At 70.2% G+C, this 25,782-nt stretch carries 20 protein-coding genes; 9 read left to right on the top strand and 11 right to left on the bottom strand.

The features are described 5' to 3' along the window. Positions 1-15: 15 nt before the first annotated feature. Together J3P44_RS08305 and J3P44_RS08300 are read left to right on the top strand one after the other, a co-directional pair. Complete coding sequence (locus tag J3P44_RS08305) at positions 16-1,158, top strand: XylR family transcriptional regulator (RefSeq protein ID WP_255889831.1); 1,143 nt, start codon at positions 16-18, stop codon at positions 1,156-1,158. Between the two features lie 210 nt (positions 1,159-1,368). Beyond that, on the top strand, positions 1,369-1,656 hold the full coding sequence (locus J3P44_RS08300; protein WP_255889830.1) for a hypothetical protein: 288 nt from the start codon (positions 1,369-1,371) through the stop codon (positions 1,654-1,656). A 41-nt stretch (positions 1,657-1,697) separates the two neighbouring features. Here the strand turns inward: J3P44_RS08300 and J3P44_RS08295 are convergent, their stop codons facing one another. Then, on the bottom strand, positions 1,698-2,495 hold the full coding sequence (locus J3P44_RS08295) for an alpha/beta fold hydrolase (protein WP_255889829.1): 798 nt from the start codon (positions 2,493-2,495) through the stop codon (positions 1,698-1,700). Positions 2,496-2,691: 196 nt separating this feature from the next. Then, complete coding sequence (locus tag J3P44_RS08290) at positions 2,692-3,279, bottom strand: TetR/AcrR family transcriptional regulator (RefSeq protein ID WP_255889828.1); 588 nt, start codon at positions 3,277-3,279, stop codon at positions 2,692-2,694. A gap of 176 nt (positions 3,280-3,455) precedes the next feature. Here J3P44_RS08290 and J3P44_RS08285 point away from each other — a divergent pair, with 176 nt between their 5' ends. Together J3P44_RS08285 and J3P44_RS08280 are read left to right on the top strand one after the other, a co-directional pair. Beyond that, entirely contained in the window at positions 3,456-6,053 is a 2,598-nt protein-coding gene (locus J3P44_RS08285) for an RICIN domain-containing protein (protein ID WP_255889827.1), read from the top strand. Positions 6,054-6,101: 48 nt separating this feature from the next. Next, positions 6,102-6,968: an alpha/beta hydrolase gene (locus J3P44_RS08280; RefSeq protein WP_255889825.1), complete on the top strand. Its 867-nt coding sequence runs from the start codon at positions 6,102-6,104 to the stop codon at positions 6,966-6,968. Positions 6,969-6,984: 16 nt separating this feature from the next. Here the strand turns inward: J3P44_RS08280 and J3P44_RS08275 are convergent, their stop codons facing one another. Beyond that, complete coding sequence (locus J3P44_RS08275; protein WP_255889824.1) at positions 6,985-8,223, bottom strand: MFS transporter; 1,239 nt, start codon at positions 8,221-8,223, stop codon at positions 6,985-6,987. Between the two features lie 145 nt (positions 8,224-8,368). On the opposite strand from J3P44_RS08275, the gene helR reads away from it, so the two are divergent. Then, a complete protein-coding gene (gene helR, locus J3P44_RS08270; RefSeq protein WP_255890022.1) occupies positions 8,369-10,558 on the top strand; it encodes an RNA polymerase recycling motor ATPase HelR in 2,190 nt (729 codons plus the stop codon). On the opposite strand, the gene mmuM is transcribed toward helR, so the two are convergent. From mmuM to J3P44_RS08235, 7 genes are all read right to left on the bottom strand, one after another. Continuing rightward, on the bottom strand, positions 10,545-11,456 hold the full coding sequence (mmuM, locus tag J3P44_RS08265) for a homocysteine S-methyltransferase (protein ID WP_255889823.1): 912 nt from the start codon (positions 11,454-11,456) through the stop codon (positions 10,545-10,547). The genes helR and mmuM overlap by 14 nt on opposite strands. A gap of 20 nt (positions 11,457-11,476) precedes the next feature. Further along, on the bottom strand, positions 11,477-12,154 hold the full coding sequence (locus tag J3P44_RS08260; RefSeq protein WP_255889822.1) for an alpha/beta fold hydrolase: 678 nt from the start codon (positions 12,152-12,154) through the stop codon (positions 11,477-11,479). Continuing rightward, the gene (locus J3P44_RS08255; RefSeq protein ID WP_255889821.1) at positions 12,151-14,514 is read right to left on the bottom strand and encodes an ATP-binding cassette domain-containing protein; all 2,364 of its coding nucleotides are present in this window, start codon (positions 14,512-14,514) and stop codon (positions 12,151-12,153) included. Before J3P44_RS08255 ends, J3P44_RS08260 begins: the two co-directional genes overlap by 4 nt. Before the next feature lie 167 nt (positions 14,515-14,681). Then, complete coding sequence (locus J3P44_RS08250) at positions 14,682-16,538, bottom strand: hypothetical protein (protein ID WP_255889820.1); 1,857 nt, start codon at positions 16,536-16,538, stop codon at positions 14,682-14,684. 69 nt (positions 16,539-16,607) lie between these two features. Beyond that, complete coding sequence (locus J3P44_RS08245) at positions 16,608-17,729, bottom strand: DNA glycosylase AlkZ-like family protein (protein WP_255889818.1); 1,122 nt, start codon at positions 17,727-17,729, stop codon at positions 16,608-16,610. Positions 17,730-18,058: 329 nt separating this feature from the next. Continuing rightward, positions 18,059-19,873: an alkaline phosphatase D family protein gene (locus tag J3P44_RS08240; protein ID WP_255889817.1), complete on the bottom strand. Its 1,815-nt coding sequence runs from the start codon at positions 19,871-19,873 to the stop codon at positions 18,059-18,061. Further along, positions 19,870-20,886 (bottom strand): zinc-dependent alcohol dehydrogenase family protein, encoded by a 1,017-nt coding sequence (locus tag J3P44_RS08235; protein ID WP_255889816.1) that lies wholly within the window; start codon positions 20,884-20,886, stop codon positions 19,870-19,872. Before J3P44_RS08235 ends, J3P44_RS08240 begins: the two co-directional genes overlap by 4 nt. A gap of 83 nt (positions 20,887-20,969) precedes the next feature. On the opposite strand from J3P44_RS08235, the gene J3P44_RS08230 reads away from it, so the two are divergent. Beyond that, positions 20,970-22,493 (top strand): helix-turn-helix domain-containing protein, encoded by a 1,524-nt coding sequence (locus tag J3P44_RS08230; protein ID WP_255889815.1) that lies wholly within the window; start codon positions 20,970-20,972, stop codon positions 22,491-22,493. A gap of 177 nt (positions 22,494-22,670) precedes the next feature. Here J3P44_RS08230 and J3P44_RS08225 read toward each other — a convergent pair whose 3' ends face one another. Beyond that, entirely contained in the window at positions 22,671-22,931 is a 261-nt protein-coding gene (locus J3P44_RS08225) for a TFIIB-type zinc ribbon-containing protein (RefSeq protein WP_255889814.1), read from the bottom strand. A gap of 35 nt (positions 22,932-22,966) precedes the next feature. Between J3P44_RS08225 and J3P44_RS08220 the strand changes: the two genes are divergently transcribed. The 3 genes from J3P44_RS08220 (at position 22,967) to J3P44_RS08210 (ending at position 25,781) form a co-directional block, all read left to right on the top strand. Then, complete coding sequence (locus J3P44_RS08220; RefSeq protein ID WP_255889813.1) at positions 22,967-23,794, top strand: glycerophosphodiester phosphodiesterase family protein; 828 nt, start codon at positions 22,967-22,969, stop codon at positions 23,792-23,794. Continuing rightward, the gene (locus J3P44_RS08215; protein WP_255889812.1) at positions 23,794-25,155 is read left to right on the top strand and encodes an MFS transporter; all 1,362 of its coding nucleotides are present in this window, start codon (positions 23,794-23,796) and stop codon (positions 25,153-25,155) included. The genes J3P44_RS08220 and J3P44_RS08215 overlap by 1 nt, the downstream gene beginning before the upstream one ends. Before the next feature lie 245 nt (positions 25,156-25,400). Next, the gene (locus tag J3P44_RS08210) at positions 25,401-25,781 is read left to right on the top strand and encodes an RNA polymerase-binding protein RbpA (RefSeq protein WP_255889811.1); all 381 of its coding nucleotides are present in this window, start codon (positions 25,401-25,403) and stop codon (positions 25,779-25,781) included. Position 25,782 lies beyond the last annotated feature (1 nt).

Genomic DNA, 25,782 nt, shown 5'->3' with positions numbered 1-25,782 from the left:
ACTTAGATTTCTGGCATGCCCCCGCCGACCCGTCACGTCGCCCTGCTCGTCGAGACGTCCAACGCCTATGCGCGGGGCCTGCTCATGGGCGTGCGCTCGTACGCCGAGGCGCGGGGCGGGTGGTTCATGTACCTCGGCGAGCACAGCCGCCAGGAGACGGACTTCTCCTGGCTCGAGGGGTGGCGGGGCGACGGCGTGCTCGCGCGCATCGAGAACCCCGAGACGGCCGCCTTCATCGCGCGGCTCGGACTGCCGACCGTCGACCTGAGCGCGGCCCGGCTCCTCCCCGAGCTGCCCGGGGTCGAGACGAACGACGAAACGATCTCGCGCTGGGCGGTCGAGCACTTCGAGCAGCGGGGCCTCCGGCACTTCGCGTTCTGCGGTGACGAACGGTTCGCCTGGTCGCTGAAGCGCGCGACCCGGTTCGCCGAGCACGTGCGCGCGCGCGGTGCCACCACCCACGACTACCAGATGGTCCCGTCGGGCATGCGCTCGGTCGACCGCGAGCGCCTCGCCGCATGGCTCGCCGGCCTTCCCAAGCCGGTGGGGGTGCTCGCCTGCTACGACATCGCCGGCCAGGAGGTGCTGGAAGCCTGCACGCTCGCGGGGCTGCCGGTTCCCGACGCGGTTGCCGTCATGGGCGTCGACAACGACGAGCTCATCGGGAACCTGACGTCCCCCCCGCTGTCCAGCATCGAGCCGGACACGAAGCAGATGGGCTCCCTCGCCGCGGAGCTCCTGGACCAGATGATGGACGGCCGCTCCCTCGAGCCGGGCCTGCGGCTGATCGACCCGACACGAGTCGTGTCTCGGCAGTCGTCGGAGATCCTCGCCGTGGACGATCCGCTCGTCGCCGAGGCACTCCGATTCATCCGCGACCACTCCACGCAGAGCATCACCGTGGCGGACGTTCTCGGGCACGTCGGCCTCTCCCGGCGAGCGCTCGACCAACGCTTCTCCCTGACCGTTGGCCGGACGGTGCACCACGAGATCACCCGCGTCCGGATGGATCGCGTCGCCGTGCTCCTGTCCTCGACGGACTGGACGTTGCACCGCATCGCCGAGCGGCTCGCTTTCCGGCATTCCGAATACATGGGCGTCGCATTCAAGAGGCACACCGGCAAGACCCCGGGGGAATACCGCCGAGCCGTGGGATGAAACGCATCGGGCCTGTCGGAGCAGGACAGTGAGGGCAACGGTCGTGAGGCCCCGCGACCCACCGCCACCGCCTCACCCCAGGGACGGCTAGGTGATCCCGCTGAGCCGATCACGGGGTGACGTGGAGTCAAGGTCAAGGTATGCGGCATGTTCTCCGCAGATCGCGCGAAGTTGGCGATTCGTCTGGCTCGCCGGCCCCACACTCACGCCATGACCCGTCGAATCCGCGAGACGTTCCATGGCCAAGACCTCCCTGAGGTGAGGGTCGAGGTCGACGGTGTCGAGTACACGGGCGGGATGCGCGCCAAGGCGGTCGACCACGACCCTGCCAGCAATGAGGGCGACGACTGGTGGGTCCTGGTCCAGTGGCCCCGGGAGCACGGCGGAAGCCTCCTCGACTGGTTTCCCGGGGGGCGCGTCCAGCTGGTTGCGGACCTCATCGAGGAGGACGCCCGCGCTACGACCCCCGTGGTGCCGCTGCCCCGGCGGACTGGCTGAACAGCAAGGCGCAGGGGTGGCCGCTCCGCTCCCCCACTGGTTCAGGCGACGGACGACCCGTCGGAGCTGTCCGACACCCGACGGCCCCCGATCCCCCGGCCCTCGACGAAGTCGACCACGTGCCCGATGACCTCACGGTCGCGGAGGATCTTCCGGTGCCCGAGGCCGTCTGTCGTGACCAGCGGCGCACCGATCGAGTCCGCGAAGTCGGCAACGTCGTCGTACGGCGTCTGGCGGTCGCCACGGTCGGTGATGACCAACGTGGGCACCGGGTGGACGTGTGCGGCCTGGAACCGTGCGTCGAACTCGGCCACCGGGATCCCGACCCACTCGAGGATCGAGCGGTCGAACGCCCGCCGGGTGCGCGCGCCGAAGCCCAGTGCTGCCTGGAACTGGTCGAACAGCGACTGTGACTCGACCATCGGCGCGATGAGGATCAGCCTGTTCGTGCCGAGCCAGCCGAACCGCAGCGCCAGGTAGGTCGCGATGGTGCCGAGCGAGTGTGCGACCACGGCCTCCGCCGGCCCGAACCTGCAGAACACCGCGTCCAGTGCCTTCGCGAACTCGACGCCGTTGGTGCGCCGCGGCCCCGCCGGGCCGTGGTCGGAGTCGCCGTGTGCCGGCGCGTCGAGCATGACCACCCGGTGGCCGGACTCGAGGAGCGGCTCGACCATCGCACCGAACTGCGAGCCACGCCCGCCCCAACCGTGCACGAGATAGACCGTCTTGAGGGGCCGAGCCGAGTCGACACCGTCGCCCCACACGCGCCCGCGCACCACATGGCCTTGGGCCTCGACCTCGAAGGACTCGCCCCCGTCCGGGACCGGCAGCTCAGCCATCCGTGGCGGAGCCGTGAACCACAGGTCCCGGGCGAGCCGACCCGCCGGACCGGGCAGCAGGTGCTCGGCGTAGCGAAAGGACGCCCCGAGTGCACGGTTTCGTGCACGAACGATCGTGCTGTTTCTTCCTCGTGACATTGCTCTGTCTCCTTCTCGAGAGTGAAGGGTCGAGCCGTCGCTCGACCGGAAGCTGCCGTCAGGCGCTGGCGGACTCGATCAGCTGGTCGAGCCCGCGTCGGATGTGTTCGAGGGCCTTCGGGTCGCGCAGCAGGCGCGCGGTGTGGTGGAACGCGTACATCAAGCCCTGGAGCGAGAACGCGAACTGCTCCACGTCGAGATCCGCGCGGAAGTCGCCTTCGCTGACGGCCGTACGGGTGACTGTCTCGATGAACTCCGCCCAGTCGCGCTGGTTGCGCACCAGCGCATCTCGCATGGGGCCTGGCTGATCGTCGTACTCGATCGACCCGGTGACGAAGATGCACCCACCCTGGAGTGCCTCCGTCTCCCAGATCAGCCAGGCGTCAGCGAGCGCACGAACGCGCTCAATGCCGCGGGGCGCTGCCAACGTGGGCCGGATCACGAGGTCGGTGAAGCGCTCACGCCCCCGCTCGAGCGTCTCGAGCTGGAGCGCTTCCTTGGACTTGAAGTGCGCGAACAGCCCGCTCTTGCTCATCCCCGTCGACTCCGCCAGCTGCCCGATGGTCAGCGCGTTGAAGCCGACTTTCGATGCCAGCGCGATCGCCTCGTCGAGGATGGCGGTCTTGGTCTGCACTCCCTTGCTCACGAGTCCAGAGTGGCACGGTCGTGCTTTTTGTGTCAACCCATCTTCAGGGTCTTCCCCCTCCCAGTCCAAAGTCGAGGCACGCGCGTTGACGCGCCTGGGTGTTAGCGCTAACACTCTTAGCGTTGCGGCGCTTCGCGGGGGCCATCGCTCCGCAGCTTCCCGTATCCATCAGATCCATGGAGCCCTCGGAGGCCGCAGTGATCAAGCCCGCCCACCCCGCAGATGGAATCGCATCCCCCGATCTCCTCGGCCCGATCGACCGACTCGTCGCCAGACGTCCGGTGATCAAGGGACTTCTTGCCGCGGCGGGCGTCACCGCTCTCCCGACGGGCTTCGTCGCGAGTGCACCGATGGCACACGCTGCGGTGAGCCATCCCGCGCTCCTGCACACCGAGGCTGACTTCGCCCGGATGCGCGAGAAGGTGCGGGCCGGTGAGCAGCCGTGGAAGGCCGCGTGGGACCAGCTGGTCGCGAGCAGGAACTCGCAGACCAACTGGGGGCCGCGCGCGACCTCGGTCATCAGGCGAGGCGCCTCCCCCGACAACGTCGCGTTGCTCTTCAACGACGCGGCTGCGGCATACCAGAACGCGTTGCGGTGGAAGATCTCCGAGGATGAAGCCCACGCGAAGAACGCCGTCCGGCTCCTCAACGCCTGGGGATCCACGCTCACCGAGGTCACGGGCGATTCGTCCCGCTTCCTCGCCGCCGGGATCTACGGATACCAGCTGGCCAACGCGGCCGAGATCATGCGGACCTACCCAGGCTGGGCCGACGCGGACTTCGCGACGTTCAAGGACATGATGCTCCGGGTGTTCTACCCGATGAACAACCATTTCTTGGTGAATCACAACGGCGCCCACGTGGAGAACTACTGGGCCAACTGGGACCTGTGCAACATGGCCTCCATCCTCGCGATCGGTGTCCTGTGCGACGACCAGGCGAAGATCGACGAGGCCATCGCCTACTTCAAGGCCGGGGCCGGGAACGGGTCCATCAACCACGCCGTCCCGATCCTGCACTCCCCCACGCTCGGCCAGTGGCAGGAAAGTGGCCGCGATACGCCGCACACGCTCATGGGCGTCGGGCTGATGGCGTCGATCTGCGAGATGGCGTGGAACCAGGGCATCGACCTCTACGGCTACGCCGACAAGCGATTCCTGGCCGGCGCCGAGTACGTCGCCCGCTACAACAACATGAAGGACGTCCCGTTCGCCTACTACTCGTGGCGCAACGGCACGACCGGTGCGCCTCACACCCAGGCCGTCATCGCCGCCGACGACTCGCGCGGTGGGTCGCGGACCATCTGGGACACGATCGTGGGCCACTACGCGCATCGCCTCGGCCTGCACATCCCCGAGGTCGAGCAGAAGGCCGCCGCCAACCGCCCCGACGGCGGCCCAGCGGCCGGCATGCACCCCAGCACCTTCGACCACCTCGGCTTCACCACGCTCACCCACTACCGCGGCCCGATCCCCACGCGGGTCCCGACCGGTGTCTACGTGCTCACCGCACGCCACAGCGGCAAGGCCCTGACGGCGCGCGGCAACGGCACCGCCAACGGCACCGTCGTCGAGCAGCAGACCGTCGTCGACCCGTTCCATGACGACAGCCAGCAATGGATCGTCGAGGACCTCGGGACGGGCCAGTACCGGATCCGTCGTGCGTTCAGCGGACGTGTCGTCGACATCAACGGCGCCTCCACCGCCAACGGCGCCAAGGTCCAGGTCTGGGACGACACCGGCAGCAACCACCAACGATTCACCCTGACACACACCGACTCCGGCTACTTCCGCGTGACAGCGGTCCACAGCGGCAAGACCATTGCCATCGGCGGCTCCTCCACAGCAGATGGCGCGGCGGCCATCCAGTGGCAGAACACCGGCGGTGCTGACCAGCAATGGAAGCTGTCGGCCGCCAGCACGGTCCGCCGCCTTCGCCTCTCGGGCACCACGAACCAGTACGTCCGCCACTTCGGATTCCGTGCCCGGATCGGTGTCGATCCCTTCCCGGCGCAGGACTCCGAGTTCCGGATCGTGACCGGCCTCGCCGGACCGCTCGGCATCTCGCTCGAGTCCGTGAACTTCCCGGGCCGCTACCTCCGCGTGCGTCCCGACGGAGAGGTCTGGGTGGAGCAGACCGACGACACCCAGGGCTTCGCCGACAGTGCGACCTTCCGCCGCGTTCCCGGCCTCGCCGACGCGTCGATGCACTCCTACCGGATGTGGACCGACAGCACGCGCTATCTCCTCCACCAGTCGGGCCTGGTCACCGCCTCCCCGGCCTCCGACCCCGCCGCCCACGCCGCGGCGACGTTCGCAGAGGTGGCAGCGTCGCCGCCCCCGCCGCCGCCGATCACTCCGATCGACACGCCCACCGACACGGCCACCGACACACCGACGGACACGCCCACCGACACGCCCACGACGACGTCGGCACCGACGTCGTCGTCTCCCCCACTCGCTCCGACGGCCTCGGGGCTGCTGGTGTCGTCGACCACCGTGGCCGTGTCCTCACCGAAGCCCGGCAAGCCGGTCAAGGTGGTGGCGCGGGTGAAGATCGGACTCGCCGCCGCAGCGACGGGCAGGGTCAGGTTCAAGGTGGATCGGATCGTGATCGTCAAGACGGTCAGCATCAAGGACGGCAAGGCCGTCCTCGTGCTGTCGGAGAGGCAGCTCAAGTTGCTCGGCACAGGCAGGCACCGGGTCACGGCGACGTACCTGGGATCGGCGACGACGAAGAGCAGCCGCGGCAAGGTGCCCTTCACCCTGAGGTGACCCGCCGCAACGTGCACAGGGCCGACAGCCGGCGCTAGGTTCGCGGACATGGGGACTCGCGTGCCGTACCGCCCGCTTCCGATCGACCAGTCCGACGTCGAGTACGAGCACGGGCCCGACTCGTCTCGGCGTCCGGACGTGCCTGCAGGCCGGACGACGGTATTCGAGATCACCGGGAGCACCGCCTACCCGGGCACGAGCCGCACGGTGTGGGTCCACGTCCCCGCGACGGCGCCACCTGACGAGCCGCTGCCGTGCATGGTCTTCCAGGACGGCGGGGGCTACCTCGACCCGGACGACGACGTCCGCGGCGGGATCGTCCTGGACAACCTGATCCACTCCGGTGCGATCCCTCCGGTGGTCGGCGTCTTCGTCGACCCGGGGGTCTTCCCGGAGACCGACGACCCGCACGAGCGCACCAACAGGAACGTCGAGTACGACGCATTCGACAGCCGCTACGCCGACTTCCTGCTCGACGAGGTGCTACCACTGGTGGGTGAGCACGCCCCGATCAGCGACGATCCGCTCTACCGGGGCCTGTGCGGTCACAGCAGTGGCGGCAACGCGGCCTTCACCGCAGCCTGGCACCGGCCCGACGGGTTCGCGAAGTTGATCGGTTTCGTGTCCAGCTTCGCCCAGATGCCCGACGGCAATCCCTATCCGCGTCTCATCCCGTCCGAGCCGGCGCGGCCGCTGCGGGTCTTCCTGCAGGCGGGCCATCGGGACCTGGACTGGAACGGGCCCGACTACAACTGGTTGGCCGAGAACCTCCGCGTGGCAGCGGCCCTGGCGGAGTCCGGCTACGACTTCCGGCTGGTGCTCGGGGACGGGGGCCACAACACCAACCATGCCGGCGTCCTCCTCCCCGACGCACTTCGCTGGCTCTGGCGCACGGAGACGTCAGCGGGCCGGTGACCGCTCCCCCGCGTCCTCATGCAGGCGCGCGCACCCTGCGGAACGACGTCGAGGCCAGACCGGCCGCGACGAGGGCGAACACCACGGCCGCGGCCGCCAGCATGGCCCCGATGCCCCACGCGTCGGCCAGGACTCCCGCGATCGGCGCGACGACCACGACGACGGCTCGGTTGAGCGAGCGCAACGTGGTGTTGGTGCGCGCCTGCAGCTCGTCCGGTGTCACCAGCTGGCGATAGCTCATCTCGTGGGAGTTGCTCATCCCCATCGCGAGTCCGTAGAGGCCTTGTCCGGTCATGAGGAAGGCGACGGCCGCGGCGGTCGACACGTCCCTCCCGGCCAGCAGCATCGCGGCGACGCCGACGGTCGTCACGAGGTGGCAGACGATGATCGTGCGACCGGTCCCGAGCCGCCGCCCCACCGCGGTGGTGATGGCTGCGCCGATGACGGCGCCGACTCCCCCGACGGCTCCGACGATGCCGAACTGGAAGGCAGTGAGGTCCAGCGTCAGCAGGGCGTACGGCGCGAGCACGACCCCGACGATCGCGTTGCCGACGAACCACCCGTGGGTCGCGAGCGCCAAGGTCCTGAGCCCGGAGCCCCCGTAGGCCCACCGCACCCCCTCGACCACGTCCCTCACCAGCCCTCGAGCGGTGACGCCGGTGCGGGCCGGCGGCTCGTCGAGGTCGATCCGGCGCAGGGCGAGCGCGGAGTAGAGGTACGTCAGGGAGTCGAGGACGACGGTCAAGGGCGCCCCGACCGCGCTCACGAGGAGCCCGCCGAGCGCCGGTCCCGCCATCGAGGACACCGCGTCGGCCCCGTCGATGCGCGCGTGCGCCGGCTGCAGCTGTCCCGGGCCGACCAGGCGCGGCAGGAACGACATGGTGGCGGACATGTTGACCACGGCGGCGGAGCCGTAGGCGAAGACGATCAGCATGAGCGCGGGCAGGGACAGCATGCCGAGCCACCACAGCAGCGGGATCGTGAGCAGCAGGACGGCCTGCAGCAGGTCGGTGCCCACCATCAGCGGCAGCCGGCGCCTCCCGTCGACGATCGCGCCGATGACGAGGCCGAAGACGAGGTAGGGCAACCAGCGCGCCGCGTTGAGCCAGCCGACGTCCGTCGCCGTGCCCTCGAGGGTCAGGAGGACCAGCGCCTGCAGGGCGAACACCGTGACGTACGTGCCCATGCCCGACACGGCGCCGGCTCGCCAGTAGCGCTGGAACGGCGCGGACGCGAGATCGTCGGTCCTGGTCACGCGGGACAGCCTCGCACCCGCTCAGAGCCGCCGGGACCGGGAGGCGTCACCCCTTCTCGCTGGAAGGACTGCCTCCACTCTCAACGTATAGGCCATCAGGGGGCTTGCCGCAAGGCCCCATCGGTCCCGCACACTGCACGGCGTGATGCCGCCCCGACGACACCAGGACACCGCACCCTTCGCCCTCCCCGACACCCTCTCCGCCAAGACCGACCCCGCTCTCATCGGCCACGACCGTGCGCACTTCCGCGCGATCGCCACCAGCCTCGAGCACGCGATCGCCGAGCTCGAGGAGAGCCTCGCCACCACTCGCAAGGCTCGCGCCGGCTACGGCCAGGCCGCCCTCGACCGCGACCTGGAGGTGCACCGGATGACGGCCCGCCTCGGCGCGCTCCGTCGCTTCGACCTCGACCTCTGCCTGGGCCGCGTCGTCCACGACGACCGCCCGGAGCCGACGTACATCGGCCGCTTCGGGCTCGCGGACCCGGACGGACGGCGACTGCTGGTGGACTGGCGCTCCCCCGCCGCCGAGCCGTTCTTCGCCGCCACGCACGCCCACCCGCACGGCCTCGTGAGCCGCCGCCGCTACCGGTGGGCTGGCGGGAGGATCGTGGACTACTGGGACGAGGCCTTCACCGAGGAGGGCCTGAGGCACACCGCGGCGCTGGACGACCAGTCCGCCTTCATCGCCACCCTCGGCGGGAGCCGCACCGCCCGTATGCGTGACGTGCTGGGCACCATCCAGGCCGACCAGGACGCCATCGTGCGCGCCGGCTCGAAGGGCGCGCTCGTCGTGGACGGCGGACCCGGCACCGGCAAGACGGTCGTCGCGCTGCACCGCACGGCCTACCTCCTCTACGCCGACCCGCGGCTCGGTCACCGCCGCGGCGGCGTGCTGTTCGTCGGACCCCACGAGCCCTACCTCGCCTACGTCAGCGACGTGCTGCCCAGCCTCGGGGAGGAGGGCGTGCAGACCTGCACGGTGCGCGACCTCGTGCCCGAGGCTCCGCTCGCCCGTCCTGAGGTCGACGACCGCGTGGCCCAGCTCAAGGCGGACGCCCGGATGGTCGCCGCGATCGAGCCGGCCGTCGCGCTCTACGAGGAGCCACCCAGCGACCCGCTGCTCGTCGAGACGCCGTGGGCCGACGTCCGGCTGACGGTCGCCGAGTGGGCGGAGGCCTTCGACTCCCCCGATCCCGGCACTCCGCACAACGTGGCCCGGGACGACGTGTGGGAGGAGATCCTCACCATCCTGGTCGACAAGCTGGCCGACACGGTCGACCCCGACGAGCTGTCACCCGGCGACTTCCGCGCGGTGCTGGACCGCCACAGCGCACTGCGCGACGCCTTCGACCGGGCGTGGCCCCTCATCGAGCACACCGACCTCGTCGGAGACCTCTGGACGGTGCCGGCCTACCTGCGCCACTGTGCCCCGTGGCTCGAGCCCGACGAGGTCAGGGCCCTCCGCCGCTCGGACCCCGAGGCGTGGACGTACGCCGACCTGCCGCTGCTCGACGCCGCCCGGCTGCGGTTGGGCGACCCCGAGGCGTCGCGGCGGCGACGTCGTACGGTTGCCGCCGACGCCAGGGAGCGGGCACGGATGACCGAGGTGATCGACGACCTCCGTACGACCGCGCGCGAGAGCGGCGCCGACGAGTACGGCGACGGCCTGGTGGCGATGCTCGTCCACCACGACCTCCAGACCGCGCTGGTGGACGAGGACGCCCTCCCCACCGCGGATCCCGACCTGCTCTCGGGGCCGTTCGCCCACGTCGTCGTCGACGAGGCCCAGGAGCTCACCGACGCGGAGTGGGAGATGCTGCTGCGCCGCTGCCCCTCGCGCAGCTTCACGGTCGTCGGCGACCGCGCCCAGGCACGTCACGGATTCACCGAGTCGTGGGCCGAGCGCCTGGACCGCATCGGCCTGCCCGACGTGACGATCGCTCCCCTGACCATCAACTACCGCACCCCGGCGGAGGTGATGGCCGAGGCGGAGCCGGTGATCCGCGCTGCGCTGCCAGCGGCCAACGTCCCGACCTCGATCCGCGAGAGCGGGATCCCGGTGCTCCACTCCCCTGCAGCCGACCGCGACACGATCGTCGAGGAGTGGCTGGCAGAGCACGCCGAGGGCACCGCCGTCGTCATCGGCGACCCGACGTACGCCGGCACTCCCCGCGTCCGCTCGCTCACGCCGGAGCTCGCCAAGGGGCTCGAGTTCGACCTGGTGGTGCTGGTGGACCCCGACCGTCTCGGCGACGGCGTCACCGGCGCGGTCGACCGCTACGTCGCGATGACGCGGGCCACGCAGCGGCTGGTGGTCCTCACGAGCGGGTGAGCGCCAGCGCGTCTCGCAGGGACGCGATGTCCTCCGGACCGACGCGGCAGCATCCGCCGACCAGCCGGGCACCGGCGGCGACCCACGCGGAGACGTCGTCGCCGTGGAAGGCGGAGCGGCCCTCCCACGCGCGTGTCGTGGCGTTCCACGACTGGCCGGAGTTCGGGTAGACGACGGCTGCCCCGTGCGCACCGGCGAGCGGAACGGCGTCGCGCGCGTCCGCAGGCGTCGTGCAGTTGACCCCGACGGCGACGATCTCGGCCACGCTCGCCGCCATCGCGAACGCCTCGCCCAGGGGCTCACCGGCGCGGGTGAGCCCGTCGGCGGCCGACAGGGACAGCCAGGCCGGCACGCCCGTGCCGTCGAGCTCGGCCAGCACTGCCTCGACCTCAGCCAGGCACGGGATCGTCTCGACCGCGAGCACGTCGGCGCCCTCGCCGACGGTCGAGGACAGGACGTCGAGCCGCGGCCGGTGGAACGCGCGGAGACCGGCGACGTCAAGGTCGTAGTCGCCGCGGTACTCCGAGCCGTCGGCGAGCACCGCGCCGTAGGGCCCGACCGACGCCGCGACCCAGCCGTCGGGTGCCGCCGCGTCGCGCGCGGCGGCAGCGAGCTCCACGCTGCGCCGCAGCAGCCGTTCCACCTCGTCCCGGTCCACACCGGCCGCGCCGAAGCCCTCGAAGGAGACCTGGTAGGAGGCCGTCGTGGCGACCTCGGCACCGGCTTCGAAGAACTCGCGGTGCGCCCGCTCGATCGCAGCGGGGTCGTCGCGGAGCAGCCGCGCGGACCAGAGGTCGGACGAGAGGTCGTGGCCGTGCCGCTCCAGCAAGGTGGCGAGTCCGCCGTCGAGGACGACGGGACGGGACGCGATGGCCTCGCGGAGGTCGGTGCGGCTCATGGCGCCATCCTCGCAGGCGGTCAGGAGAGGAGCGCCAGCACGGCGGACGAGTCCTCGACGTGGACGTTGTGTCCCAGCCCCGGCAGCGTCACCGGGTCCGGCACCAGAGCGGCCAGCTGCTCGTGGGTGACCATCGCGTCGTGCTCGCCGCGGGCCAGCACGACCGGACAGGCGACGGCCGCGAGCAGTCCCGCCATGTCCGGGACCCCGGCCTCGAAGGTCCGCGGGTCCTGCGCCAGCCGCCACCCGCTCCCCTCCCCCGCCGTGCGGCGGTCGACGACGGCCTCGTCCACCATCGGGTCGCCCGGGGCGACGAGTCCGACCAGCCCCGAGACCCGGAGGAACCGGTCGACCGCCTCGTCACGGGTGTCGTACGTCGCCACCGGCCGTTCCGCCATCGCTGCTGCCTGCGCCGCGTCCTCCGGCGGCCAGGACACCTTGATGCCGAGCCCGACCACGAGCCGCACGCGGTCCGGCGCCATGGCAGCCAGGACGAGGCCGACGACGCCGCCCATCGAGTGCCCGACGACGGTCGCCGGCTCCGCGCCCAGGAGCGGCAGGACCGCCTCGGCATGCCGGGTGAACGAGTAGGGCGCGTCCCACGCAGCCGAGCCGTGCCCGGGCAGGTCGGGCGCCGCACCGTCGTGGCCACGCCACACGCCACTGGTCGCGCCCAGCCCGTGGAGAAGCAGCCTCATGCTCCGACGTACGCCTTCAGGTGCTTGGCTGTCAGCGTCGGCTTCGTGGCAGCCACCATCTCGCTCGGCGGTCCCTCGAAGACGACCAGACCGCCGTCGTGGCCGGCGCCCGGACCCAGGTCGATGATCCAGTCGGCGTGCGCCATGACGGCCTGGTGGTGCTCGATGACGATCACCGACTTGCCGGAGTCGACCAGCCGGTCGAGCAGGCCGAGGAGGTTCTCCACGTCGGCCAGGTGCAGGCCGGTGGTGGGCTCGTCGAGGATGTAGACGTCGCCCTTCTCCCCCATCTGGGTCGCCAGCTTGAGCCGCTGCCGCTCGCCCCCGGACAGCGTGGTCAGTGGCTGGCCGAGCGAGAGGTAGCCCAGTCCGACGTCGCTCAGCCGCTCGAGGATCTTCACTGCCGCCGGGATCCTGGCCTCGCCGTCGCCGAAGTGCTCGAGGGCGTCCTCGACAGACATCTCGTGGACTTCGGCGATGTCCTTGCCGCCGAGGGTGTGCTGCAGCACCTCGGCCTTGAAGCGGCGACCCTCGCACTCCTCGCACGGCGACTCGACGGTCGCCATGGGGCCCAGCTCGGTGAAGATCACGCCCGCGCCGTTGCAGGTCGAGCAGGCACCCTCGGAGTTGGAGCTGAACAGCGCCGGCTTGACGCCGTTGGCCTTGGCGAAGGCCTTGCGGATCGGCTCGAGCAGCCCGGTGTACGTCGCGGGGTTGCTGCGCCGCGACCCCTTGATGGCGCCCTGGTCGATCACGATCACCTCGTCACGGCCCGCCAGCGAGCCGTGGATCAGCGAGCTCTTGCCCGAGCCAGCCACGCCCGTGACGACCGTCAGCAGTCCGAGCGGCACGTCGACGTCGACGTCGCGGAGGTTGTGCGTCGAGGCGCCGCGGACCTCCAGCTTCCCGGTGGCCGAGCGCACCGAGCTCTTGAGCTGCGCCCGGTCGTCGAGGTGCTTGCCGGTGATGGTGCCGCTGGAGCGGAGGCCGTCCATGTCGCCCTCGAAGCAGATCGTGCCGCCGGCCGCGCCCGCTGCGGGGCCGATGTCGACGATGTGGTCGGCGATCGAGATGGTCTCCGGCTTGTGCTCGACCACCAGCACTGTGTTGCCCTTGTCGCGCAGCTGGAGGAGCAGCTGGTTCATCCGCTCGATGTCGTGCGGGTGCAGGCCGATCGTCGGCTCGTCGAAGACGTAGGTCACGTCGGTCAGCGACGAACCGAGGTGGCGGATCATCTTGGTGCGCTGCGCCTCGCCGCCGGACAGGGTGCCGGCGGGCCGATCGAGCGAGAGGTAGCCGAGCCCGATCTCGGAGAACGAGTCGAGCAGGTGCCGCAGGCCCTTGAGCAGCGGCGCGACCGAGGGCTCGTCGAGGTCGCGCACCCACTCGGCGAGGTCACTGATCTGCATCGCGCACAGGTCGGAGATCGACCTGCCGTTGATCTTCGACTTCCGCGCCTCGGGGGTGAGCCGGGTGCCCTCGCACTCGGGACACGTCTGGAACGTCACGGCACGCTCGACGAAGCGCCGGATGTGCGGCTGCATCGCCTCCGGGTCCTTGGAGAGCATCGACTTCTGGATCTGCGGGATGATCCCGTTGAAGGTGAGGTTGACGCCCTCGACCTTGATCTTCGTCGGCTCGGCCCACAGCATCGTCTCGAGCTGCTTCTTGGTGAAGGACTTGATCGGCTTGTCCATCGGCAGGCCCATGCCCTCGAAGAGCCGGCCGTACCACCCGTCCATCGAATAGCCGGGGACTGTCAGCGCGCCCTCGGAGAGCGACTTCTCCTCGTCGTAGAGCGCGGTCCGGTCGATGTCGTTGACCTTGCCCATGCCCTCGCACCGCGGGCACATGCCGCCGAGGTAGACCTCCTGCTTGGCGATCCTCCGCTCGGTGCGGCCACCCTTCTCGGTGGTCATCATGCCGCTGGCCTTGCGGGTCGGGACGTTGAACGAGTACGCCGTCGGCGGGCCGACGTACGGGTCGCCCAGGCGGCTGAACAGGATCCGCAGCATCGCGTTGGCGTCGGTCGCGGTGCCGACCGTGGACCGCGGGTTGGCGCCCATCCGCTCCTGGTCGACGATGATGGCGGTGGTCAGGCCCTCGAGGTGGTCGACGTCAGGGCGCGACAGCGAGGGCATGAAGCCCTGCACGAAGGCGCTGTAGGTCTCGTTGATCATCCGCTGCGACTCAGCGGCGATGGTGGCGAAGACCAGGGAGCTCTTGCCCGAGCCGGAGACTCCGGTGAAGACGGTGAGCCGCCGCTTCGGGAGCTCGACGGTGACGTTCTTGAGGTTGTTCTCGCGAGCACCCTCGACCCTGATCAGGTCGTGGGCGTCGGCTGGGTGTGTGGTGGTCATGCTGCGCGTCCCCTGTCTGCTGGCCGGTGCCTGCTCCCGCGTGCTGCGGGCAATCCTGCCAGTTCGACGTCCGGACGGGCACGAGTGTGACCGCCCGCCCCATCCCCGCCCCATCCCCAGGATCCGGAGCCGGCCCGGGCGGACCCGGGCCGGCCCGATCGGCTCGGCTACTTCTTGCGTGCGCCCTTGGCGGGCGGCTTCGCCGGGGTCTTCGCTGGGCTCCTGACAGCGCCCTTCGCGCGCTTCTCCGGGGCCCTGGCGGCCTGCTCCACCCGGGCGACGCCGGCCTCCGCGACCTGCGACAGTGAGCCGAGGTCGCGTTGCAGGTCCCGGATCCCGGCGGAGAGGGCGGTGGCCATCCCGCGGGTCACGATCGCTGCCTCCCTTTCGCCGAAACGTGGCGGCTTCGCCGTGGGATAGGGGTACGCCTCGCGCAATGCCACGAGAGCACCGCCGAGAGCGACGTTCAGCAGCGGCTCGGGGTCGATCCAGGGCAGCTCGGGCAAGCCGTCACGGGCCACCGGACCCCACGGGTCCACCCACGGCACGAACTCCTCCCAGACCCTGTCCAGGTAGGGGATGACGAAGTGCAGCGACCGGCACACCGTCGCCCGTCGTCCCAGGACGTCGCGGGCCTGCGACCCGATCTCGTAGAACTCGTGCAGCTTGACGTTCGCGATCGTGATCCCCGGATCCAGCAGGGTCGCCTCGACGACCCGGTCGCTCCACAGCAGGTCCCACCAGAGCCGGTCGTTCATGGCCTGGATCAGTCCCGGCGGGGCGAGCCAGACCGCCGTGTTGACGTAGTAGTGCTGGATCTTCTTCAGCACCTCCTGCCCCTGGACGCTTGCCAGGAATCCCGTGTGCTTCGTGGGGTCCTCTCCCGACCGGACGAAGTTGTCGAAGATGCCGCCCTCGAAGATGCCGATGAGGTTGACGTTGACGAAGTGGTGCCACGTGGAGTCGGTCACCACTCGGCCCACCCCCGCCCGGTGCCCGTCGTAGGCGCACAGCACCCCGAACCCGTGCGCGACGGTCGCCTGCTTGTTGCCCGGCTTCCCTGCCAGGGCCGAGGCGGTGTTGCCCGCCGCCACCCTGCCCCGGGCGATGATCATCGGTTCCTCCTGCCCCGAGCCGTCGGTGCGTTGCGGATACTCCGCGCTGCCGTCGCGACAGGTGAGACCGAGATCGGGCGGCACCCGCACCTCGCCCTCGTGCGGGTGGTCGGGAAACACGTCGATGCGCCCGGTCGGGCTGCAGAGGATCGGGTGCGGATACCGCTCTTCGCGGAAGAGCCCGGTGGGTGTCCGGAACAGCTCCAGGTCCAGGCGCTGCGGCACGTCGTCGCTCTGGTCGCTGAACTGGAACCCGGGGTCGTGACCGGCGGCGTTGGAGTCGTTGCGGTAGGGCCCGTCCATGCTGATCTCGCCGCTGCCGAAGTCTGCCCAGTGGCGCATGTTGCGGGCCCGGTCGACAGCTCTCCCCAGGCCAGCGCCGAGCGAGGCGTGGTCCCCTGTGGCGAACAGTCCGCGTCCGCCGTTCATGTGGGCGGTCAGCCGGTCCAGCTCGGCGTCGGCGAGACGGTCGGCCGGATAGCTGCTGCTCGAGCTGCGCGTCCCGTACTCCGCCCGCTTGAAGTTGGTCTCGACGCCGAACAGCCACACCTCGTCGTACATCGTCGGCGTGAAGTGGGTGGTGACGTCGAAGCGGAAGCCCTTGATCCGCTTGCTGATCCGGGACTCGCGGATCAGCATCGCCTGGTCGCTGACCCCGGACTGGAGGTGACCGAGGGTGATGTCGAACCGGGCGTAGCGACGGCCGTCGTTCAGCAGGCTGGTGATGAAGGCCGACAGGCCGAAGTCGCCGTCACCGAAGTCGAGGCCATCGGTGACGAGCAGCAGCTTGACCGGGACCGGGTTCCACCACGGCCAGAAGAGCTCGGGTCGGATGCGCGCGATCTCCCACCGCTGCCGGGCGAGGTGTTCGAGCGTGTTGACCACCGGGACATCAGGAACGTCAGGCATGAGTGACCTCCGAGAGTGAGTGTGTTACCCCTTGAGGAGGCCGGCGCCGGCGTGGTGATACCGGCGAGGTCAGCCGTGAGCGACCTGGAGCCCGAGCCAACCGGCCAGCGCCTCGATCGCCGCCTCCACCCGGCTCCGCCGCCGGGCGGACCAGTCGCCGTCCTCGTGGACGGCGTCGACGATCAGCACCCCCGCCTCCCGGTCGCCGGTGGCGTCGACCTTGCCGACGAGCTCGTCGCCGTCGAGGACCGGCATCGCCCAGTAGCCCCACTGGCGCTGCGCGGCCGGCTCGTACATCTCGAGCTGGTAGTCGAAGTCGAAGAGCTCGTCCATCCGCTTGCGGTCGAACACCAGCCGGTCGAGCGGCGAGAGGATCGCCGTGCGGCCCTCGAACCCGTCGTCCCCCACGAGGTCGAGGAGCGCGGGGTCGACCCGCCACAGCCCGCGCACGCCCTCGACGCGGGCGGGCTCGCCGACGTCGCGGACGTCGTACGGCTCGTGCCACGCCTCGAGCGCACGCGGACGCGCGACACCGAGGGCTCGCAGACGCCGCTCGGCGAGCGTGCGGTGCGCCTCCTCCGCGGGCACCGCCGGATCGCCGGGGTGGACCCGCTCGGCGAGGTCCCACTGGCGCTCGCGGCCGGCGCGGGAGGCGACGGCGACCTCGCCGCGCGACTCCATGCACTCCAGCAGCTTCATCACGTTCTTGTTGTTGGTCCAGCCCGTCGAGCGCCACGGCACCTCGCAGCTGTCCGGGAGGTCGCGCGCCGCCGTCGGGCCCTCCGACCTGAGCATCGCCAGGATCTCGCGGCGGCAGCCGTCGTTGGCGGCCACCCAGTCACGGACGTCCTCCTGCCACTCCCTCAGTGGCGGCTCGCCCGGCCAGGCCCCCATGTCGGCCCGGAAGAGCGCGACGTCCTCGCTGGGACGGAGCATCGCCTTGAGCTCCACCACCGCGCCGTCACCGACCAGCTCCTCCAGGTCGGCGGGTGCGTACGACGACCCCAGCCGGGTCCAGAGTGCGAGGTCGGCGTGCCGCGCGACGACGTCGGTCAGGTCGACCTGCAGGAACCCCAGGTGGCGGATCACGTCGAGAGCGTCGGTCGGACGGTCGGCGTCCAGCAGCTGCGCGCGTACGGCGATCCGACGGGCCTGCTGCCGCGACAGCTCGTGAGCCTTCCCCGCACCCATGCGGTGATCCTAGGTGCGTCGTTGCTGAGAAGGCGGCGGCCCAGCCCCGTGAACGGGCCACCGACCCATGGCCCGAACGGGTCATTCGTGCCCCGGATCGGGCAGTTGTGGGCGGGTTCGGGCATGTCCGGCGTCATGCGGTGCCACGCTCGACGTCTCAGCATCACAGGACGACACAGCAGATGGGATCAGGACCATGTGGGACACCGTCGAGACCAGCTCGGTGCACTTGTCGCACGACATCCCGTGCACGCGTTGCGGCCACGGGCGCCACACCTACCTGCCGTGCTCCGACACCTGCGACTGCGCCCACGGTCGAGACCGCGTGCTCAGCGCTGTCTGACGCGATCCCTGACTTTCGCACGGAAGCGTCGCGCGACGCCTCGCCGTAGCCGGTGCACCACGCGGCCCGGGCTCGGCGGCCGGCCGTGCTCGTCGAGCGCATAGCTCGCGACCTTGGCCAGCCGCGGGCGCTCGTGGTCGTCGACTACCTCACCGGTCACCCACCACATCCGCAGGCTCGGACCGTCCACCTGCAGGCACGCCAGGTTGTTGTCGAACCACGGCCCCTCGGCGTAGCGCCAGGTCAGCGGAGAGTCCGCGACACGTGTGGACCTGGAGGCGAGCCGTCCGACGGGGCCGGCGACGCCGTACGAGCTCACCGCCGTGGCGAACCGCATGTTGCGCGAGAGCGGGTTGCGGATCGGGGAGCACACCGCCTGCAGGATCGTCGACCGCACCGGCCGGCTGACGTCGGTGGGCCTCGCCTCGCTGACGTAGCTGTGGTGCACGTCGCCGGACAGGAAGGTCACCGTCGAGGGTGCGCGCCCCCGCTCCCCCGCCGCGACCGCGATCACCTGGCGGGCGACCTGCTGGAAGCTGGCCTGGAAGGCGCCCCAGTGCTCGAGGTCGACGAGCTGACGCACCTTCTCCCCGACCCGGCTGCCCCCGCGTCCCCACGCACCGTGGGCCAGTGCCTCGCTGAACGCCTCGAGGTGGTGCAACCCACGGGCCAGCAGGAACGGCAAGGACGTCCCCACGAGCAGGTGGTCGACGTCGCCGCGGAGCTGCTCGTCGAGCCACGCCGCCTCGACGGGGTCGAGCAGGGCCCGCGAGTCGGGGTCGAGCTCACGGGCCGCCCGGGAGTCGACCACCACCAGGCGGGCCTGCGTGTCGAAGTCGCGCCGGTAGCTCCAGCGATAGGTCTTCGGCTGCTGGTCGACCCGGTCGGCGAAGGCATCGATCACCTCGCTCAGGTCGAGCTCGTCGACTCCCTCGTGCGCCCGCACCAGGGCGTACAGCTCGTCCTGCGCGCGCTCGGCGGGTGACAGGTTGCCAAGGTGCTGGTAGACCCAGTAGGACGCCAGCCCGCCGACGATGCGGCCGTGCCACCACGAGGTGGCCTCCATCGTGCGCCGCCAGGCCTCGGAGGTGTTCCAGTCGTCGCGGATGTCGTGGTCGTCGAAGATCATCGCGCTCGGCACCGTCGACAGCAGCCACCGGTTGGCGGCGTCGGCCCACGCCAGGCTGTAGAGATGGGCGTACTCCTCGTAGTCCTTCAGCTCGGTCCACGGCGGCTGCTCGATGTCGCGCCGTGACCTGATGAAGGCCCGCATCTCGTCGGTGGTCTCGTCCGCGTAGACCTGGTCGCCCAGGAAGAGCAGCAGGTCGGGGAGACGCTGCGGCGACAGGTCGGGGTCGTCAGGATCGGCGGCGGCGACCAGGCCCGCGGTGCGCAACGCCCAGGCGCGGAGGGCGTCCACCCCGTGGCTCCGGTTGCCGCGCTCGTCGTGGGACACCGACGTCCGGCAGGAGCCGAAGGCGAGGTGCAGCGGTCGACCTGGCTCGAGAGTGGCGATCACCGGGGCAGGGAACGCGGATCCGGGCTCGGGCCAGACGCTCTCGCCGTCGACGGTCACGGTGTAGGCCTCGGTGGTGCCCGGCTCGAGGTCGCCGAGCTCGACGAGGGCGTAGTGGTGGCCGTGGACGGCGAAGGTGCGCGCACTCGCCGTCGCCGCTCCCCGGCTCACGGTCACGGTGCAGGCGTCGCGGGTCTCGACCCAGACGGCCGCAGAGGTGTCGTCGACGTAGCGCAGGAGGGGACCCAGTACGAGGGTGCCGTCGGAGCCGTCGGACCCGCTCACGGCTGGAGGAGGACCTTGATCGCGCGGCGCTCGTCCATCGCCCGGTAGCCCTCGGCGGACTCGGACAGGGGCAGTGTGAGGTCGAAGACTCGACCGGGATCGATGGCACCGGACAGCACCCGCTCCAGGAGGTCGGGCAGGTAGCGGCGCACCGGCGCCATGCCGCCGGCGAGGCCCACGTTCTTCTGGAACATCCGACGCACCGGCAGCTCGACGCCGTGCGGCACGCCGACGAAGCCGACCGTCGAGCCGGGACGTGCGACCGCGAACGCGGTCTTCATCGCCTCGTCGGTGCCGACGCACTCGAGCACCGCGTCGGCACCGATCCCCTTGGTCAGCTCGGCGATGCGGGCGCCGCCCTCCTTGCCTCGCTCGGCGACGATGTCGGTGGCACCGAAGGCCCGCGCGATCTCCTGGCGCGGCTCGTGGCGCGACATCGCGATGACGCGCTCCGCACCGAGCTGCGACGCGGCCAGGACACCGCAGAGGCCGACCGCCCCGTCGCCGATCACGACCGTCGTGCCGCCCGGCTGCACCCCGGCCGCGACGGCGGCGTGCCAGCCGGTCGCCATCACGTCGGAGAGGGTCAGCAGGGAGGGGATCAGTGACGCGTCGGGCATGCCGTCGGTCTTGACCAGGCTCCCGTCCGCCTGGGTGACCCGGGAGTACTCCCCCTGGCCGCTGGCGGTGAACCCGAGGTTGTCGCAGACCGACTGGACACCGGCCTCGCAGTGCGCGCAGGTGTTGTCGCAGTGGCAGAAGGGCACGATCACGAAGTCGCCCGGCCTGAAGTCCTTGACCGCCGAACCCACCTCCTCGACCACGCCGACGCACTCGTGACCGATCGTGGATCCGCTGTCGATGTCGTTGGCGCCGCGGTAGGGCCAGAGGTCCGAGCCGCAGATGCAGCCGGCGACCACCTTCACGATCGCGTCGGTAGGCTGCTCGATGACCGGGTCCGGGACCTCCTCGAAGCGGATGTCGCCGGGAGCGTGGATGGTGGTGGCTCGCATGGTCGCGATCCTGCCACGGCGGTCCGAGCGGCGCCCCGGACGTGCGTGTGGCGTTATCTCATATTTGAGATACCGTGTTCGGCATGGCTGACTACAAGGGTCGTATCGGCAACCTCATCCGCGACGCGCGCAAGCACCGCGGCCTCACCCAGCACCAGCTGGCGGAGCTGCTCGGCACGAGCCAGAGCGCGATCAACCGCATCGAGAAGGGTCACCAGAACCTCTCCCTCGAGATGCTCGCTCGCATCGGCGCCGCCCTCGACTCCGAGATCGTGGCCCTCGGCGCCGGACCGACGCATCTGCGCGTCGACGGGCCCACCACGCTCTCCGGCTCGATCGACGTGAAGACGTCCAAGAACGCCGGCGTCGCGCTGCTGTGCGCGTCCCTGCTCAACAAGGGACGTACGACGCTGCGCAAGGTCGCGCGGATCGAGGAGGTCAACCGGCTGCTGGAGGTGCTCAACTCGCTCGGTGTCGCCACCAGGTGGGTGGGCGACGACAACGACTTGGAGATCATCCCGCCCGCCGAGCTCAACCTCGCCGCCATCAACGAGACGGCAGCCCGGCGCACCCGGTCGGTGATCATGTTCCTCGGGCCGCTGCTGCACCGCTACGACGAGTTCGACCTCCCCTACGCCGGCGGCTGCAACCTCGGAGAGCGCACCGTCGAGCCGCACATGGCGGCCCTGCGTCCCTTCGGGCTCGACGTGAAGGCCAGCGAGGGCAGCTACCACGCCAGCGTCAACCGAGCCATCGAGCCCACCCGCCCGATCGTGCTGACTGAGCGCGGGGACACGGTCACCGAGAACGCCCTCATGGCGGCCGCGCTCCACCCGGGCACCACCGTGATCCGCAACGCCTCGTCCAACTACATGGTCCAGGACCTGTGCTTCTACCTCCAGCGGCTCGGTGTGGTCGTGGAAGGCATCGGCACCACCACGCTCAGGGTCACCGGCAAGGCGTCCATCGACGTCGACGTCGACTACGCCCCCTCCGAGGACCCGATCGAGGCGATGTCGCTCCTCGCAGCCGCGATCGTCACGAAGTCCTCCATCACCATCCGCCGGGTGCCGATCGAGTTCCTCGAGATCGAGCTCGCGACGCTGGAGGAGATGGGTTTCCGCTACGACCGGTCGGAGGAGTACGTCGCCAACAACGGCGAGACCCGACTGGTCGACCTCACCACGCACGCCTCGCAGCTGCGTGCGCCGCTGGACAAGATCCACCCGATGCCGTTCCCCGGCCTCAACATCGACAACCTGCCGTTCTTCGCGGTCATCGCCGCCGTGGCCGAGGGCCAGACGCTGCTGCACGACTGGGTCTACGAGAACCGGGCGATCTACCTCACCGAGCTCAACAAGCTCGGCGCCCAGGTGAAGCTGCTCGACCCCCACCGGGTGCTGGTCGACGGCCCGACGCACTTCTCCGGGGCGGAGATCGTGTGTCCCCCGGCACTGCGCCCCGCCGTCGTGATCCTGCTCGCGATGCTGGCGTCCAAGGGCCGCAGCGTGCTGCGGTCGACGTACGTCATCCACCGCGGCTACGAGGACCTCGCCGAGCGACTCAACGAGCTCGGCGCCAACATCGAGACGTTTCGAGACATTTAAGTCTGATTGGCTCGCTCCGCTCGCCGTGTCCGCGTCGCCGCAAGACGGCGCCTTCGTCGTCGTTGCGGAACCCTCCTCCGCTGCGCTCCCCCGGCTGCAGCCCTCCTCCTGCAGGCGTCGTCGCGACGCGGACGGCGATGGCTGATCTCCCGGACACGGCGAGCGGAGCGAGCCAAGTTAACTGAAGAGCGTCTCCACCCATGCACGCGACTGCTTGCCGACCGACGGCGGCGCGGTCATGTCGGCGGTGATCCGCGGCATCGGTGCGGTGTGCTGGCCGGCGTTGCGGTGCCAGTCGTTCTCCGCCTCGATCAGCAGGCCCAGGTCCGCGCGGGCGAGGAACACGCCGTGTCCCTCGGGGCACTGACTGACCGTGGCCTCGCCGACGGTCCGCTCATCCATGTCGTCGCCGCATCGCGGGCAGGTCATGCTCTCCATCCCCTGACGGTACCCCTCGCGGCCATACTTCTCGCGTGAAGTCACCGCACGCGCCACGACCTCCTGCGTCGAAGTACCTCGACTCGCCGCGACCGCTGGCCTTCGCCCACCGCGGCGGCGCCTACCACCCCGACATCGAGGGCCTGGAGAACACGCTGGCGGCGTTCACCCATGCCGTCGACCTCGGCTACACCTACCTCGAGACCGACGTCCACGTCACCAGCGACGGCGTCCTCCTGGCCTTCCACGACACGGTGCTCGACCGGGTCACCGACCGCACCGGAAGCATCGCCGAGAGCACGTACGGCGAGGTGCAGCGGGCGGTGATCGGCGGCTCGGAGCCCGTACCGACCCTGGCGGGACTCTTCGACGCCTTCCCCGATGCGAGGTTCAACATCGACCTCAAGTCGGAGGGCGCCGTGGAGGCGCTGGCCGCGTTCGTCGACGAGCGCGAGGCGTGGGACCGCGTGCTGGTCGGGTCCTTCTCCGTCCGGCGGATGGGAGCGTTCCGGCGGCGTACGCGCGGACGCGTCGCGACGTCGGCCCACCCTCTGGAGGTCGTGGCCTTCGTCCTCATCCCCAGCGGACGCCTGGCGCGGTGGCTGACCCGCGGCCGTCCCGTGGCGCTGCAGGTCCCGCACAAGCGGGGCCCGCTCACCGTGGCCTCGCGCGGGCTCGTACGTCGCGCCCACGCCGCCGGCGTCCAGGTGCACGTCTGGACCATCGACGACCCGGTCGAGATGAACACCCTCCTCGACCGTGGTGTCGACGGCATCATGACCGATCGCACGGACATACTCAGGGACGTGCTCCGCGCCCGCGGACAGTGGCACGGCCTCGAGCCGGCTCCGGAAGGTGACTGATGAGCGAGATCGACGGCGGGATCGCCAACCTCAAGCCGCTCGCGCAGGCCGAGGAACAGAAGGCTTGGTACTGGTACGACTGGGCCAACAGTGCCTACACCACCACCATCGGCACGGTCTTCTTCGGTCCCTACTTCATCAATCTCGCCGAGAACGCGGTCGGCGGCGAGGAGGGGCGGTTCGAGCTCGGCCCGCTCTCCCTCCCGCCGGACTCGCTGTTCTTCTGGCTCATCACCGTGTCGACGATCCTGTCCGCAGTGATCCTGCCGCCCTTGGGGGCGTACGCCGACCGGGTGGCCAACAAGAAGCGCCTGCTGGCGATGCTGGCCTGGACGGGCTCGTTCTTCGCCGCCCTCATCTTCTTCGCCACGGATGACAACTGGCAGCTCGCCGCGATCGGGATCGTGTTCGGCAACCTGCTCTTCGCCGCGGCCGGCGTGGTCAACGACTCCATCCTGCCGCTCATCTCCGACGAGAACGAACGCGACAGGGTCTCCTCCCGCGGCTGGGCGTTCGGCTACCTCGGTGGCGGGTTGCTGCTGGTCCTCAACCTCGTGGTCTTCCTCGGACACGACGCGCTGGCCCTGAGCGAGGGCCTGGCAGCGCGACTCTGCATGCTCTCCGCCGCGGCGTGGTGGGCAGGCTTCACGTTCATCCCGTTCCTCAGGCTGAAGGATCACCCCCCGGTCGACGTGGAGCACGTCGAGGGCAACGCCCTGAAGCGCAGCTTCGGGCAGCTGGCCGCCACGCTGCGCGACATGCGCAGCTACCCCATGGCACTGACCTTCCTGCTCGCCTACCTCTTCTTCAACGACGGCATCCAGACAGTCATCGCGTCGGCGACCGTTTTCGGGTCGGAGGAGCTGGGCCACTCGCAAACCATCCTGATCGCGACGATCCTGATGGTCCAGTTCGTGGCCTTCGGAGGTGCCTTGGTCTTCGGGCGCCTCGCCGGACGGTGGGGAGCCAAGCGCACCATCCTGGTCGGGCTGGGCATCTGGAGCACGATCGTGACGATCGCCCTCTTCCTGCCCGCGGGCAACGTGCCGTTGTTCCTCATCCTCGGAGCCGCGATCGGCATCGTGCTCGGCGGCACCCAGGCGCTCGCCCGGTCCTACTTCTCCTTGCTGATCCCCCGTGGCAAGGAAGCGGAGTACTTCAGCTTCTACCACGCCATGGACCGCGGCACGTCGTGGTTCGGAACCGCCACGTTCGGCATCGTCCTGGCGCTCACCGACTCCTACCGGCCAGCGATCTTCGCGCTCATCGCCTTCTTCGTGGTGGGCGGGCTCCTGCTGACGCGGGTCGACACCGAACGCGGCATCCGCGAGGCCGGCAACGACGTGCCCGCCGTCATCTGAGGTGCGGTGCCTCCGGCCGACGACGCGAACCTCACTCCACCCCTGGGGGTGAAGTACGTCTCGCCTGAGCGTGACGCATGCCCCAGCGAATCCCCGGAATGTGGCCCACCCCGCTACCGTTGAAGGATCACAGGGGCGAGCCGCGTCGTCACGAGCGGCGTCATGGACAACGGTCCGGCTCGTCCCACCTTTAACCCGGTACACAAACACAACGGGGTCAGCAAACCCTACTGGAGGTGGGCACGGTGGCGGAGCGCACACTGCGTGGCGCGAGGCTCGGCGGCCAGAGTTTCGAGGACGAGCGCGGGATCGAGTTCGCGGCTCGGCAGCAGGTCGGATATCGGTGCAAGCAGGGTCATGACTTCGAGGTCACCATGTCGGTCGAGGCCGACATCCCGGCGATGTGGGAGTGCCCACGCTGCGGGGCAGAGGCACTCAGCACCGCGGGCATCCTCCCCGAGGAGAAGGTCGAGAAGCCGGCCCGCACGCACTGGGACATGCTCCTGGAGCGCCGCTCGGAGAAGGAGCTCGAGGACATCCTCAAGGAGCGCCTTGAGCTGCTGCGCGGCGGCGAGATCGGCCCCGCGCACCTGCACCGGGCCAACAAGAAGAAGCGGGTCTCCTGAC

Source organism: Nocardioides astragali, from assembly GCF_024436375.1.
Lineage (GTDB): Bacteria > Actinomycetota > Actinomycetes > Propionibacteriales > Nocardioidaceae > Nocardioides > Nocardioides astragali.
Note: the sequence above shows the minus strand (reverse complement) of the source record. Positions and strands in the feature narration are given on the sequence as shown.